This is a genomic window from Paraburkholderia sp. Cy-641 (genome assembly GCF_011752945.1).
GTDB lineage: Bacteria > Pseudomonadota > Gammaproteobacteria > Burkholderiales > Burkholderiaceae > Paraburkholderia.
Map to the genome: position 1 here is coordinate 61,411 of NZ_VWWM01000006.1, position 13,966 is coordinate 75,376.

The 13,966-nt window shown below is 64.8% G+C and carries 14 protein-coding genes and 1 tRNA gene; 9 read left to right on the top strand and 6 right to left on the bottom strand.

What is annotated here, in order from left to right:
• Positions 1–52 precede the first annotated feature (52 nt).
• Positions 53–1,174: an MFS transporter gene (locus tag F3J20_RS04975; RefSeq protein ID WP_240162707.1), complete on the bottom strand. Its 1,122-nt coding sequence runs from the start codon at positions 1,172–1,174 to the stop codon at positions 53–55.
• Between the two features lie 405 nt (positions 1,175–1,579).
• Here F3J20_RS04975 and F3J20_RS04980 point away from each other — a divergent pair, with 405 nt between their 5' ends.
• From F3J20_RS04980 to F3J20_RS04990, 3 genes are all read left to right on the top strand, one after another.
• Positions 1,580–2,233 carry a pyridoxamine 5'-phosphate oxidase family protein gene (locus F3J20_RS04980; RefSeq protein ID WP_167042244.1) on the top strand — a complete coding sequence of 218 codons (654 nt, stop codon included), beginning with the start codon at positions 1,580–1,582 and terminating at the stop codon, positions 2,231–2,233.
• A 394-nt stretch (positions 2,234–2,627) separates the two neighbouring features.
• On the top strand, positions 2,628–2,930 hold the full coding sequence (locus F3J20_RS04985) for an H-NS histone family protein (RefSeq protein ID WP_167042246.1): 303 nt from the start codon (positions 2,628–2,630) through the stop codon (positions 2,928–2,930).
• 289 nt (positions 2,931–3,219) lie between these two features.
• Positions 3,220–4,497, top strand: coding sequence for a cation diffusion facilitator family transporter (locus F3J20_RS04990; RefSeq protein ID WP_167282347.1), 1,278 nt, complete (start codon positions 3,220–3,222; stop codon positions 4,495–4,497).
• Between the two features lie 139 nt (positions 4,498–4,636).
• On the opposite strand, the gene F3J20_RS04995 is transcribed toward F3J20_RS04990, so the two are convergent.
• The 3 genes from F3J20_RS04995 to F3J20_RS05005 all read right to left on the bottom strand — a co-directional run bounded on the left by F3J20_RS04995 (position 4,637) and on the right by F3J20_RS05005 (position 6,471).
• Positions 4,637–5,095, bottom strand: coding sequence for an Lrp/AsnC family transcriptional regulator (locus F3J20_RS04995; RefSeq protein WP_012431468.1), 459 nt, complete (start codon positions 5,093–5,095; stop codon positions 4,637–4,639).
• Positions 5,096–5,185: 90 nt separating this feature from the next.
• Positions 5,186–5,818, bottom strand: coding sequence for an exonuclease (locus F3J20_RS05000; protein WP_167282272.1), 633 nt, complete (start codon positions 5,816–5,818; stop codon positions 5,186–5,188).
• Positions 5,815–6,471, bottom strand: a complete 657-nt coding sequence (locus tag F3J20_RS05005) for an MBL fold metallo-hydrolase (protein ID WP_167042251.1) — start codon at positions 6,469–6,471, stop codon at positions 5,815–5,817. The genes F3J20_RS05000 and F3J20_RS05005 overlap by 4 nt, the downstream gene beginning before the upstream one ends.
• 615 nt (positions 6,472–7,086) lie before the next feature.
• Here F3J20_RS05005 and F3J20_RS05010 point away from each other — a divergent pair.
• Positions 7,087–7,719, top strand: coding sequence for a septal ring lytic transglycosylase RlpA family protein (locus F3J20_RS05010; protein ID WP_167042253.1), 633 nt, complete (start codon positions 7,087–7,089; stop codon positions 7,717–7,719).
• 241 nt (positions 7,720–7,960) lie between these two features.
• On the opposite strand, the gene rsmI is transcribed toward F3J20_RS05010, so the two are convergent.
• Complete coding sequence (rsmI, locus tag F3J20_RS05015) at positions 7,961–8,845, bottom strand: 16S rRNA (cytidine(1402)-2'-O)-methyltransferase (RefSeq protein WP_167282274.1); 885 nt, start codon at positions 8,843–8,845, stop codon at positions 7,961–7,963.
• A gap of 289 nt (positions 8,846–9,134) precedes the next feature.
• Between rsmI and F3J20_RS05020 the strand changes: the two genes are divergently transcribed.
• From F3J20_RS05020 to F3J20_RS05040, 5 genes are all read left to right on the top strand, one after another.
• Complete coding sequence (locus F3J20_RS05020; protein WP_167282349.1) at positions 9,135–9,581, top strand: YraN family protein; 447 nt, start codon at positions 9,135–9,137, stop codon at positions 9,579–9,581.
• Between the two features lie 280 nt (positions 9,582–9,861).
• Complete coding sequence (locus F3J20_RS05025; RefSeq protein ID WP_167042257.1) at positions 9,862–10,449, top strand: phosphoheptose isomerase; 588 nt, start codon at positions 9,862–9,864, stop codon at positions 10,447–10,449.
• 26 nt (positions 10,450–10,475) lie between these two features.
• Positions 10,476–11,264: a BON domain-containing protein gene (locus tag F3J20_RS05030; RefSeq protein ID WP_167042259.1), complete on the top strand. Its 789-nt coding sequence runs from the start codon at positions 10,476–10,478 to the stop codon at positions 11,262–11,264.
• Entirely contained in the window at positions 11,264–11,620 is a 357-nt protein-coding gene (locus F3J20_RS05035; protein ID WP_167042262.1) for a c-type cytochrome, read from the top strand. The genes F3J20_RS05030 and F3J20_RS05035 overlap by 1 nt, the downstream gene beginning before the upstream one ends.
• 64 nt (positions 11,621–11,684) lie before the next feature.
• Positions 11,685–11,760: transfer RNA gene (locus tag F3J20_RS05040), tRNA-Ala, on the top strand.
• Between the two features lie 259 nt (positions 11,761–12,019).
• Here F3J20_RS05040 and F3J20_RS05045 read toward each other — a convergent pair.
• Complete coding sequence (locus F3J20_RS05045; protein ID WP_345889840.1) at positions 12,020–13,840, bottom strand: methyl-accepting chemotaxis protein; 1,821 nt, start codon at positions 13,838–13,840, stop codon at positions 12,020–12,022.
• Positions 13,841–13,966 lie beyond the last annotated feature (126 nt).

The window sequence follows — 13,966 nt, forward strand, 5'->3', positions numbered from 1 at the left end:
CGGGTTTCATATGACATGAAGAACGTCGACACACGGCAGGCGTGCCCTGGGCTCAGATCTTCAAACGCCGCAGCACCTTCGGGCCGACGAGCGCGATCGACGCGGCGCACACGGCGACGACCGACAGACCAATCGTCAGATTGGTCATCTGCGTGACCGCGCCGATGATGACCGGCCCGAGCAGCAAGCCGAAATACGCGAGCCCCGCGACGTGCGCGAGCCCTTCGGCCGCGTGGATGCCTTTCACGCTCGCGGCCGCCGCGAACAGCACCGGCATCATGTTCGCGAGGCCAAGGCCGAGCAGCGCGAAGCCGACCAGCGCGGCAACCGGATTCGGCAGCAGCAGCGCGTCGACCATGCCCGCGCAGGCGAGCGCGGCGCTCATCATCACGAGCTGCGGCGCGCCGAAGCGGGCGCGCACCGCATCGCCGGCAAAACGCGCCGCCGCCATGCCGCCCGAAAACGCTGCGTAGGCGGCGCTCGCGAGTGCGGGTGTCGCGAGCACGACGTCGCGCATATAGACCGTGGCCCAGTCGTACATCGCACCTTCGGCGATCAGCGCGACGAGCGTCATCGCGCCGAGTGCCCACAGCGCTGGCGAGCGCCAGCGGCTCGTGCGCGGCGTCGCCGAGTCGGGATGCTCGGCGTGCGGCACGTGCGGCAGGACCGACGGACACGCCAGCAGAAGCACGAGCGCGCTCACCGCCGCCGCGAGCAGCAGGTGCAGGGCGGGCGCCATGCCGCGCGCGAGCAGCGCCCCGCCGACGGCCGCGCCGAACATCCCGCCGAGACTGAACATGCCGTGCAGCGACGACATGATCGGCTTGCCGAGTGCTTTTTCGACGGCGCTCGCCTCGGCGTTCATCGCGACGTCGAGCGTGGCCATGCCGGCGCCGAAGATCGCCAGCACGGCCAGCAGGAGCCCGTACGACGGCACGACCAGAATCAGCGCCGCGCAGGCGGCCATCGCGAGGCCGCCCGCAAGGCAGGCGCGGCGCGTGCCGACGCGCGCGATCCACGATCCGTTGGTCACCATCGCGCCGATCGAGCCGCCTGCGACGGCCAGCAGCGCGAACGACAGCATGGCCGCATTCAGATGGAAGCGGTCGCGCACGGTCGGCACGTGCACGCCCCACGACGCGTACATCATGCCGGCGATAAAAAACAGCGCCATCGTGGCGACGCGGGCCCGTTGCCGCGCGGTGACGGGCAGGTCGCGATGGGCAGCGGGCAGGACGGCGAATTCGGAGGCGGGTTGGTCGGGCACGAAGGTCTCGAAACGGGGGGCGCGTATGAAGGCGCATTGAAAGCGGACTTGAGATTTTATCGAAGCATGCTGTCCTATGCTTGGAAGGCCGGAGCCGGGCACGTACGATGGCGCGAGCTCCGTGTGGCAGGGCGGCGGAGTGCGTCGCCAGGTTTTTTATGGGCGATGTGCCGGCCGTTTGCCCGTGTCATGCCGTTTGCCGCAATGTCGTGGCAGGCGTGCCGTCCATGCGGGTTGCCACGGCGTTCCGCGAGCTTGCTGCCGTCTTCGTGCGCCGCTCCGCCTGTCGTCCATTCATCGAGGTACGTCGACTTGAACATTCCCGCTCATGCTCCGCTGCACCTGTTGCACACGGCCGCCGTCGGCACGCTCGCCACGCATGCGCGCGGGCCCGGGGGCTTTCCGTATCCGTCGGTGTTGCCGTTCGCGCCGGACGCGCGGCATCGTCCGACTATTCTCATTAGCCGGCTCGCCGAGCACACGCATAACCTGCTCGCGGACCCGCGCGCCGGCTTTCTGGCGGTGGACGCACCCGACGGCGACGTCCTCGGCGGCCAGCGCGCCACGCTGCTCGGCACCTTCGAGCCGGCCCCGGAGTTCGTGCGGCGCTACCTGCGATATCACCCGGAAGCGGAGCGCTATCTGATGCTCGGCGATTTCTCGTTCTGGACGATGCAGATCGAACGCCTGCGGTATATCGGCGGATTTGGCGCGATGGGCTGGCTCGACGGGGCGGAACTCGATGCGCTGCCGCCGCTCGGCGCCGATGAGGAGAACGCGCTGCTCGACGAATTCGGCCGCCGGTTGAGCGGCACGGAAGGCGTGGAATTTCTAGGCATCGACCGCTATGGCGTCGATCTGAAACAGGCGGGTATGCGTCGCCGCTGCACATTCGACGGCGCGCGATTGGACGCTGAAACATTGCATGCGGCGCTCGAAGTTTGCATCGAGCGATATGCGCATTAAGCATTATTGTTTTTGGGAAAACCCCGGACATCGGCCACTGCTTTTGTCTTCGGCTCTATCTCAATAGAAGCGCTTATTGCGATGAAAGTTCTCATGGCGTGAAATGTTGATGCGAATTCGCGATCTCAAAATAGCATTTGCTGCTAGTTAATCGCATAAATATGCGCTTCGCCGAGAGTTTTTCAGCAACATGCGAAATCAGCTAATTGAAAGCTAATCGTGCGGATACCGCTACGGTGCCGAAACTTTTTGAAACGAATTTAAAATATTTGCGGCGAGTGCTTTTGCAGTTTTTCTATTTTGTGTTAATCTCGCCAAAATTCCGAGGTCTGAAACCTCAAAGAACGAGCCGACATAAGATCGGCGGTCATTTATCCATACGACAAGGGAACCTATGTCTTCCTACAAGGAACTCCTCGCACAGCGCGAGAAGCTCGAAAAGCAGATCGAAGAAGCGAAGTCACGCGAATACGCTGAAGTCTTGAATGAGATCAAGCAGAAAATGGTCGATTACGGTATTTCGCTGAGCGAACTCGGCGGTGGCCGTGCGGCGAAAAGCGTCAAGGCCGCCCGTCCCCGCGCGGGCGTTGCGCCGAAATACCGCGACCCGGAAAGTGGCAACACGTGGTCGGGCCGCGGCAAGCCGCCGCGTTGGATCGCAGGTCTCGATCGAGAAAAATTCCTCATCGAGAAATAATACGATGGGCCGGAAAGTAAATCCTTCCGGTCCATAAGTAATAGGAATATCGGTAATGAGCAGCGCTTATTGCGCGTTGCCATAATCTCGGAAAGCCGCGCACCAATTCAGGGCGCGGCTTTCTGCTATTCAGACCTGCTGCTTTTTGTCGCAGGTGTCGCAGATAACTGGAACACGAATGCTTTTCGTTTAGATAAGCGGCTGATTCAAAAGGACTTTTTTCGCTATTCCCGACGTGCTTCGATGGTTGGCGGGTACAATAAAGAGATTGAACCTCTCCTTTTTCAAGATGCCGTCCGCTGACATCGCCCAATCGACTGAGAAACAGCGCGTTGCGCGTAAAAGTACTTTTGCGAGTATTGCCGTCAATACGGTATTGATGGCGCTGCAAGTCGCGATCGGAACGCTGGCGCACTCGCAGGCGCTCGTTGCCGACGGCGTCCATTCCCTTGCTGATCTGATTTCCGATTTTGTCGTGCTGATTGCCAATCGGCATAGCGGCGCAAAGCCCGATGCGGATCACAATTACGGACATAGCCGTTATGAAACGGTGGCTTCATTATTTTTAGGCGCGCTGCTTATCTCGGTCGGCGTCGGCATGTTATGGCGTGCCGGTACGCGCCTGGCCAATCTTGAAAACATTCCCGCCGTGCAGGTGAGCGCACTCGCGGTCGCGGTGCTCGTGCTCGTTTCGAAAGAGGCGCTGTTTCGCTACATGCTGCGCGAGGCGAATCGCGTGCGCTCGGCGATGCTGATCGCGAACGCGTGGCATGCGCGTTCGGATGCGGCGTCGTCGCTGGTGGTGGGGATCGGCGTGGTCGGCAGTCTCGCCGGCGTGCGGCTGCTCGATCCGATCGCGGCGGCGATCGTCGGCTTCATGGTGGCGCGCATGGGCTGGACCTTCGGTTGGGACGCGCTGCAAGACCTGTCCGATCGCGCGCTCGACGAAACCGCCACCGCCGACATGCGCGCGTTGCTGCTCTCGACGCCCGGTGTGCGCGACGTCCACGAAATGCGCACGCGCAAGATGGGCGACTTTGCGCTCGTCGATGCGCACATTCTGGTCGATCCGCTGATTTCGGTATCGGAAGGGCATTACATCGCGGAGTCGGCGCGCTTGCGCGTGCTCAGCGACAACCGCGTGCTCGACGCGCTGATCCACGTCGATCCGGAAAACGATGCCGTTGCGCATCCGCCTGTCGGTTTGCCGCCGCGCGAGCGCGTGGCCGCCGAGGTCAACGCGGCGCTCGCGGCCGGCGGCTTGCAGGCCGCGACGATCAACCTTCACTACCTGAGCACGGGGCTCGATGTCGAGGTGATCTTGCCGGCGGCGTCCGGCAGTGTGGGTGGTGCTAGTGCGGCGATTGCGTCCGGTGCGCTGGAGCGCGATGCGCACGCGCTCGATCGGGTCGATCTCGACGCGCTCAAGCGCCGTCTGGGCGCGCGCAAGCTGGATGTGCTGCTGCAGCGGGACGTGGCGGTGGCGCCGGATGATGCGCGGGCGCAGAAGCCGGGCAGTGCAGCGGTCGATCAGGCCAAAGCCTCGGAACCTCACCACGCCGACTGATTTCGGTTCCTGCCGAGCCCCGAGCCCCGAGCCCCGAGCCCCGAGCCCCGAGCCCCGAGCCCCGAGCCCCGAGCCCCGAGCCCCGAGCCCCGAGCCCCGAGCCCCGAGCCCTTCGCGGCGTTTCCGCCGCATTAGCCTCTCACAACGGCAACTGCGTATCGAATTTGATCTCGCGCAGCACGACGCTCGTGCGCACCTGCGCGACGGCGGGAATCTTGAAAATGCGCTCGTGCAGAAAGCTGTCGTACGCCTTGATGTCGGGCGCGACGATCTTGAGGATATAGTCGGATTCGCCGGTCGTGCTGTAGCACTCGGTCACTTCGGGGCAAGTCGCGATTTCGCGCTCGAACTGCTCGACGCCGCCCTCGGTGTGACGGGTCAGATGAATATGCGCGAGCGCGCAGACGTGCAGGCCGAGCTTCTCGCGATCGAGCAGCGCCGTATAGCGCTGGATCACGCCCGACTGCTCCATGTCCTTGATCCGCCGCCAGCAGGGCGTGCTCGACAGGCCGACCTGGTCGGAGATTTCCTGCACGGAACGGCGTGCGTCGAGCTGGAGCAGGCGCAGGATCTTTTGTGAGAACGTATCGAGTGTCAACTGCGCCTCCGTTAGCGTCGCCGTATCAACGCATGGTAGAGGGCGCGAAAACGAAACGCAATGTAAAACGGTTCCCGCGAGGCAGATTACCTAATTTGCCGGTTGCACGGCGGCATTTTGCCCTGAGTCGTCCCCGTCATTCCTCGTGCCCGCCGCCAGTGCCAGCTGGCTCGCGCGCAATTCCCTGAGCATATTGCAGAACAGCGCGCCCTGTTCGATCGCGTCGTCGAGCGCGACGTGCGTATGCGGATGATCGTCGAACCAGTGTTTCGGAAAGCGCGGTTTGATGTTCTTGCGGTACGGCAGGCCGGTCATCGCGAACGCGAGCGTCTTGATGTCGAGCGCGGACCACGAAAACGGGCAGCGGCCGACGAAGCGCATCATGTACCAGAACATGTAGGTGAAGTCGAAGCCGGCCGGCATCGCGACGAACACCGGCTTGCCCGGCAGCGCCTCGACCCAGTCGACGTAGGCGGCGAGCGCTGCGGCGGGCGTTTGCAGGTCCCGGCGACAGGCGGCCCACGCGTCCGGCTGCGTTTTCCACCATGCTTCCTGCACCGGATGCGGCGCCGCGCCTTCCAGCAATTCGAGATTCGCCGAGAAGGTGCCGATCAGTTGCTTGTCTTCGGTGTACGCGGCGGACGCGAAGCTCAGCATCGAATGCGGACCGGGGATCGGGCCGTCCGCCTCGACATCGGTGCTGACGTAGATTTCCCGGCTCATGGGTTCACCTCGGCGCTGACCCCATCGGCAACATAGGGATTGGTGCGGCGTTCGGCGCCGAACGTCGAGGTCGGACCGTGGCCCGGCACGAACGTGACGTCGTCGCCGAGCGGCCAGAGCCGTTCGCGGATCGAGCGGATCAGGTCCGCATGGTTGCCGCGCGGAAAATCCGTCCGGCCGATCGAGCCGGCGAACAGCACGTCGCCGACGAGCGCGAGCCGGTGCGCCCGGCTGAAGAACACCACATGACCCGGCGTGTGCCCCGGGCAGTGGTAGACCTCGAGGGTTTCGTCGCCGAACGCCACGGTCTCGCCGTTGTGCAGCCAGCGGTCGGGCTCGAACGCGCCGGCGGCCGGAAAACCGAAACGCGTGCTCTGGGCGGGCAACTGGTCGAGCCAGAAGCGCTCGTCGGGATGCGGGCCCTCGATCGGCACGCGGTAATGCGTGGCGAGCGTCTTCGCGCCCGCGCAGTGATCGATGTGTCCGTGCGTCAGGAAAACTTTTTCGACCGTCGCGTTCTGACGCGCGATCTCCCCCCGGATGATTTCCAGATCGCCGCCCGGATCGACGACGGCCGCCCTCCCGGTGGCTTCGCAAACGAGCAGCGAGCAGTTCTGCTGGAACGGCGTGACGGGGATCAGGGTGACTTTCATGGCTGGACGGGCTCGGCGGCGCGCGGGAAAACGTTGATTGTACCGGTCTCCCGGCTCTCGCCGGTGCCGCCGGAAAGCGCCGCCAGCAAGGGCTCGGGGCGTGCTTTCGTCTACCCATTCCTGCATTAAATGTGACGATTAATCAATGATTTGCGTGACTTTTGGCCCGCTCGCCGGGTTTTCGGTATAATGCCGCCCATGCACAGAAGTTTGTGCTGCCACAAGGCGATGCGTTCCTGGCGAAAAAGGGTACGCCGCTCGCCGTTCAAGTAAGGGCTGTCGGTTTGTCGACGGCCATCCAGTATCGATGCGTTCGATGCACACGTCTTGCCCAGCCAGGCGCCGCGCGCCTGCTACGGACCTAACTTCCGTGACGCTGGGTGGGGCCTACGCCGCCGTTCCTGCGCGCGCAAGAACGTGTTTGCCACGTTCAGTTGGCGGCATGTGGGGTCTGGTCAGGCTGCCGGGGACAGGTTGCGCCAGACGTGAAAATTAACCGTGCGGTAGCGGCTCAGTGAGCCGCATCCGGGCTTTGACGTACTGCGCCGATTCGCGCGGCGCGTCGTCGTCCCTACCGCCGGAGTCGCAGGCAACACACGCCTCGCTTATCGCGTGATGCGACTCGACATTGTGTTTGCACGTCTTATGAAAACTCGGTTATCCCGTGGTCTGGGGACTCTTTTTGCCTTTTTTGTACTGGCCGGCTGTGCCACGCCTCCGGGCGCGGGCGACACGTCCGCAAGCGACACGCCGATCAGTACCCAAACCGCACGCTTGACCACGCTCGGACCACAATCGTTCGGCAGCGCGCCGGCTTCGAGCCCAAGCGCGGCCAGCACGCCGCTCGCCGACGCCAAGCCGCTGGGCGACGATGGCGTCGACGCTTCCAGCTTTCGTCAGACCGGACGCGCGTCGTGGTATGGCCGCTTCTTCCACGGCCGCCGCACCGCCAACGGCGAACGTTACGACATGCATGCGCTGACGGCCGCGCATCGCACGCTGCCGCTCGGCTCCTACGTGCGCGTGACCAATCCGGCCAATTCGCGCTCCGTCGTCGTGCGGATCAACGACCGCGGTCCGTATGCGCGTGGCCGGGTGATCGATCTGTCGATGGCGGCCGCTTCCGCGCTCGACATGCGCCACAGCGGTACGGCCCGCGTGCAGATCGTCGGGCTCACGCAGCAGGAAGCGCGCGCCGAGATGAACGAGACGCTGGCGTCGGACTCGGATTCGGACGCGAGCAAGTAATACGCGGGTGAATGCAGGTGAGCGCGGCGCGTGCCGCCGCGCGATGGGGCGGTTGTCGAGGTTGCTCGAGGTTGCTTTAAGGAGCCGGCACACCCGCCTCAAGAAGGGCTGTAGAAAAACGCAGGGCCGCACCATGAACCGCGCTCTCGCAAACGCTTGGATCGACGATGTCCAACTTTGCGGGGTGTAGCTCAGGGTGCGGCCTTGTTCTTTTATCAGGCCCCTCGAACTTCTCTGGGCATCAGGCCTCGGGTTTCTCTTCCTTCAGCGCCAGCGCCCGCGTGTACAGCGCGTTGCGCGACGCGCCCGTGAGCGCGGCCGCGACCTTGGCCGCGCTGCTCACCGTCAACTCTTCCAGCAGGATGCCGAGCAGGGCGTCGTGATCGTGCTCGCCCGCCGCTTCCGGCGCCGCGCCTTCGACCACCAGCACGAATTCGCCGCGCTGCCGGTTCGGATCGGCGGCGAGCCACGTTGGCCCTTCGGCCAGGGTGCCACGGTGCAGCGCTTCATGTAACTTCGTCAATTCGCGTGCGATCAGCAGCCGGCGTGCGCCGCCGAACGCGTCGGCGAGTGCCTGCACGGTTTCGACGATCCGGTGCGGCGCTTCGTAGAACACCATCGCATGAGGATGCTTCGCGAGGGATTGCAGCGCCGCGGCGCGCGCTTTCGGCTTCGGCGGCAGGAAGCCGAGGAACGAGAACGTCGCGACCCAGTCGCCGGCCGCGCTTAGCGCAGTCGCGAGCGCGCTGGCGCCGGGCAGCGGGACGACCGCGAAGCCGGCTTCGCGCACGGCGTCGACGAGTTTCGCGCCCGGGTCCGAGATGCCGGGCGTGCCTGCGTCGGACACGTAGGCCACACGCTCGCCCGCTTGCAGATGCTCGATCACGCGCTGCGCCGCCGCGCGCTCGTTGTGCTGATGCACGGCGACGAGCGGCTTCGAGATGCCGTAGCGCGCGAGCAGTTGACCGGTGTTGCGCGTGTCCTCGGCGGCGATGCGGTCCGCGAGTCCGAGCACGTGCAGCGCGCGCAGCGTGATGTCGGCGACGTTGCCGATCGGCGTGGCCACCACATACAGCGCGGCGGCAGGGTATTGCTGCCCTTGCGCAAGTTCGGAGAGAGGAGTCATGAGACAGACGACGCAAACAGACGGAACGAGGCCGCCATTGTGCCATGTGGGGGCGCGTGGGCCCGGTGGAGCGGGGCAGGTGTGCGCGGCGGCAAAGACGCCGGATGCGGTGCACGGCGAGGCGCGAGACCGGCTGTGGACAGTTGCGCCGCGAATCGCTGCGACCACTGCGACCACTGCGACCACTGCGACCACGGCGACCACGGCGACCACGGCGACCACGGCAACCACGGCAACCACGGCAACCACGGCAACCGCCGCAATCAGCACGACCACAAACGCCCCGCGAATCGCCGCGGAGTCCTCGAAGCCCAAAAGCGCGGCCGCCACCCCGCACAACTTTTCCGCACCTCGCGGGTCCAAAACGGTCGGCGCGGCTTTCGAAGCGCGTGCGCAAGAGTTTCTGCAGCGTCAGCGCCTGAGGTTCGTCGCGCGCAACGTCGCGTGCCGGGGCGGCGAGATCGATCTCGTGATGAGCGATCGCGACGGCACGCTCGTGTTCGTCGAAGTTCGCGCGAGAGCGCAGCGTCATTACGGCGGCGCGGCAGCCAGCATCGGCTGGCACAAGAGGCAGCGCATCGTGCGCGCGGCGCGACACTACCTCGCGACGAGCGCCGCCAGGGCCGCGAGAAGCCACGGTTCGCGCGAGCAGCCCGCGTGCCGTTTCGATGTGATCGCGTTCGACGGCGGCCGGCTCGTCTGGTTGCGCGATGCGTTTCGCGTCGACGACGTCTGACGGCTCGCGCGGGCAACGCGCGTGAGTGCGATAAACTTGCGCTCGCGGTTGCGCGCACGAGGCGCCGTCCGCGAGACGGGCAGCCGGAGCAACCTAGGGTGCGATGTGGGAAGCAGCGTGTTTCATGATGTTTTCCGCGCCCACGCGGTATGTCGCCGGACGCACACCCGTGGCGCACTGCCGGCATCGCGTCGGCACGCGAGCGGCGCGCAGCCCGGCAATACGACTTCACAACACGGCCGCATCGTGCGGTCCATTCGCGGTAGAAGATAGAGACTCGATGTCAGTCGAACGCATTCAACAACACTTCCGCGACAGCGCGGCAGTCAAACTCGAAGCCCTCGAAACCCTGTCGATGCCGATCGCCGCGGCGATCGACACGATGTTCGCCGCGCTGGCCAACGGCAATCGCATCCTCGCGTGCGGCAACGGCGGTTCGGCCGCCGACGCGCAGCATTTCGCGGCCGAGCTGATCGGCCGCTTCGAGCGCGAACGGCCGGGTCTGCCGGCTGTCGCGCTCAGCACCGATACCTCGGTGCTCACCGCCATCGCCAACGACTACTCGTTCGAGCAGATTTATTCGAAGCAGGTCCGGGCGCTCGGCCAGCCCGGCGACGTGCTGCTCGCGATCAGCACGTCCGGCAATTCGGCGAACGTGCTCGCCGCGATCGAAGCCGCGCATGAGCGCGAGATGATCGTCGTCACGCTGACCGGCAAGGGCGGCGGACGCGTGCAGGACGTGTTGAGCGACACCGACATCCACGTGTGCGTGCCGTCAGAGCGCACCGCGCGTATCCAGGAAGTACACCTGTTGACCATCCATTGCCTGTGCGACGGCATCGATGCCATGTTGCTCGGCGAAGACTGAGACCGATTCCGAAGGAGAGCTAGTTGATGAGCGCATTCCGCGTCAAGAAGACACTGGTGAGAACCGTGCTGGTGGTTGGGTTCGCGGCGGGTTTGTCCGCGACGCTGCAAGGCTGTTTTCTCGCCGTCGGGGCTGCCGCGGGCGGCGGCGCGCTGATGGCGACCGACCGCCGCACGCTCGGCGCGCAGACCGAGGATCGCGAGTTGCAGGTGAAGGCGCTGGCGCAGATCAGCCAGAATCTGCCGGACAGCGCGCATGTGAACGTCGCGGTGTTCAACCGCCGCGTGCTGCTGACCGGCGAGGTCGCGGGCGATGCGTCGAAGCAGCGCGCCGAGGACATCGTGCGTGGTCTGAACAACGTCAATACGATCGTCAACGAACTGGCGATCATGCCGGCGAGTTCGTTCTCGTCGCGCACCAACGACACCTACCTCGAGACGCGCGTGAAGACCGCGTTGATCGCCGAGAAGAACATTTCGGCGAACAATTTCAAGGTGGTGGCCGAGCGCGGCAACGTGTATCTGATGGGCCTCGTCACGATGGACGAGGGCAATCGCGGTGCGGACGTCGCGAGCCGCGTGCCGGGCGTCGTGCAGGTCGTGAAGGTGTTCCAGTACATCCAGCCGCAGGAAGCCGCGGCGGCGGCCACCGCCGCGGCGACGCCGGCGGTGGCGTCGCAGCCCGACGCGAGCGAACCGACGGTCGGCGCGATTCCCGATTCGTCGGTGAGCGCACGGCCGCTCGACCAGCAGGCGCCGGCGCCGGTGAGCAACTCGACGTCGGTGCATCCGGGTAATCCGAAGGCGACGCCGTGATGCGCGCGATGGCTCGCGCCCGCATCGCGCTGATGCTGGGCGCGGCGGCAACGCTGGCGAGCGTGTCGGCCCCGGCCGTGTATGCGGCTGACGCGCCGAGCGGCCAGCTGGTCGCCAATGCGAATGCGTGCATGGGTTGCCACGCGGTGGATCGCAAGCTCGTCGGCCCGTCGTTCCAGCAGATCGCCGCGAAATACAAGGGCGATGAGCAAGCGCCGGCCAAACTCGCGCGCAAGGTGAAGGACGGCGGTTCCGGCGTGTGGGGCATGATTCCGATGCCGGCGCATCAATCGATGAGCGATGCGGACATCCGCGCGGTGGTCGACTGGGTGCTGGCGGGCGCGCCGTCCAGATGAGGTTTTCCCGAGCGGTGAGGCTTGGCAAAAGGGAAAATGGCTGTGCTAGAATTGTTTGAATGTTGGGGGGGTAGCTCAGCTGGGAGAGCGTCGCGTTCGCAATGCGAAGGTCGGGAGTTCGATCCTCCTCCTCTCCACCACTCGATATTCCAGGCAGGTCCGTAGAAATCCCGAAACCCCGCGTAGCGTAAGGCTCGCGGGGTTTTTGTTTCCATTCCGGAATCATGAGTTCCGTCGACTGCCGGGGGCATTTTCTCCATCGCCTCCTTAAGTGCAAAAACCGGCCTCGCGCCGGTTTTTGCACTTCTACACACGGAAATCGGCAACCGCCTATCAACGCGTTGCCGCGGAGCCGCACCGATCCCTAACTCCTCAGGCAGACCGCGCGGCAAACCTCACTCAGAACTTATCCCACCCGTCATCAGCGCTCGCAACAGACACCGCCGACACCCCAACCGAACTCCCCACACCATTCGCCCCCACCAATGCCGCGACCGGCGCCACGCCCGTCGCTCGCGTGGCCCGTTGCGTTGTCGCCAACGCTTCCCGCCTCGGCATCGCGCTACGCTGAGCCAACGCCGGAGCATGAGCCGACACATGACCGGACGCATGCGCAGACCCATAAACCGGAGCCGCAGCACCCGCCCCCATCCCGCCGCTATTCACCACCTGAAAAAACGCCACCGCTTCGCTCAACTGCTGCCCCTGATCTTCCATCGAGCGCGATGCGGCCGCGGCTTCTTCCACGAGCGCGGCGTTCTGCTGCGTGACGTTGTCCATCTGCGTGATCGCGAGATTCACCTGCTCGATGCCGCGGCTCTGTTCGCTCGATGCTGCCGCGATCTCCGCCATGATGTCGGTTACGCGCGCGACGGCCTGCGTGACTTCGCTCATCGTCTTGCCCGCTTCGCTGGCGAGCGCCGAGCCGTCGCGGATGCGGTCCACCGAGTTCGCGATCAGATCCTTGATCTCCTTGGCCGCGCTCGACGAGCGTTGCGCGAGGCTGCGCACTTCGCTCGCGACCACCGCGAAGCCGCGTCCCTGTTCGCCCGCGCGAGCCGCTTCGACGGCCGCGTTCAGCGCGAGGATATTCGTCTGGAACGCGATGCCTTCGATCATGCCGGTGATGTCCGCAATCTTCGTCGAGCTATCGCTGATCTGCTGCATCGTGTCGACGACCTGGCCGACCACCACGCTGCCTTTCTGCGCGACCGACGACGCGTTCGCCGCCAGCGTGCTGCCCTGCTGCGCGTTATCGGCGTTCTGTCTGACCGTCGACGTCAGTTCCTCCATGCTCGACGCCGTTTCCTGCAGCGAGGCGGCCTGCTGTTCGGTGCGCTGGCTCAGGTCCATGTTGCCCGCCGCGATCTGGCGTGCCGCGCCGGCAATGCTCGTGCTGCTGTCGCGCACGCGAGTGACGATGATGGTGAGCCGCTCGTTCATCTCGCGTAGCGCGCCGAGCAGTTTGCTGGTTTCGTCGTGGCCGTCGGCGCTGATGCGCGTGCGCAGATCGCCTTGCGACACCGTGCGTGCGACGTCGATCGCAAAGCCGAGCGGTCCGGTCACCGCGCGCGAGATCAGCCAGCACGAAACGATCGCGAGCGCGATGGCGGCGAGGCAGATCGCGATCAGCAGATTGCGCTGATTCTGATAGTGCTCGGCGTAGTCGTTGATCAACTGCTCCTGGCGGGTCCGCGTGTAGTCGGCATAGGTATCGGTCGCACGGATCAACTGGGCGAGCAGCGGGCGGCAGTTGTCGTCGATGTCGGTGACCGCGTCGTCGCGCTTGCCGGCGAGCGCGAGATTGACGATGCGCGTGGCGACCGGACCATACGCCGCTTCGATGCGATTGATCTCGGCGACGAGACTGCGCGCCTTCTCCGACGTATCGGTCGCGTTCGCAATCATCTCGTTCAATTGTTTCAGGTGCGCCTGCACGTCTTCGTGCGCGCGCATCACGTCGGCCTTTTCTATTTCGACGTCCTGGGGTTTGGTCACGAGCACGAGATTGCGTGCGGCGATCGCGCGCCGGTCGATCGCCGTTCGCACCTGCACGACCATGTCCGCGCGCGCATTGATGCCGTGCACGTAGTTGGTGAAACCATCGGTCGAGTCGCTTAGCGCTTTCAGCGAAAGCCCGGAGACGGCGACGACGATCAAGGAAAGCATGCCGAAGCCGGCAATGAGCTTGCTTCTGATGGTGAGGCGATTGAGGATCACTTTTATTCTCTCCAATAACGAAACATCGAGCGATTCGTATGGACTCTCAGGTCCGGACATGGGAACGTTTCTACGAGGACGCCGTACTTCCCGACGGCTTGACGTCATACCCCGGCAGGCATTGCG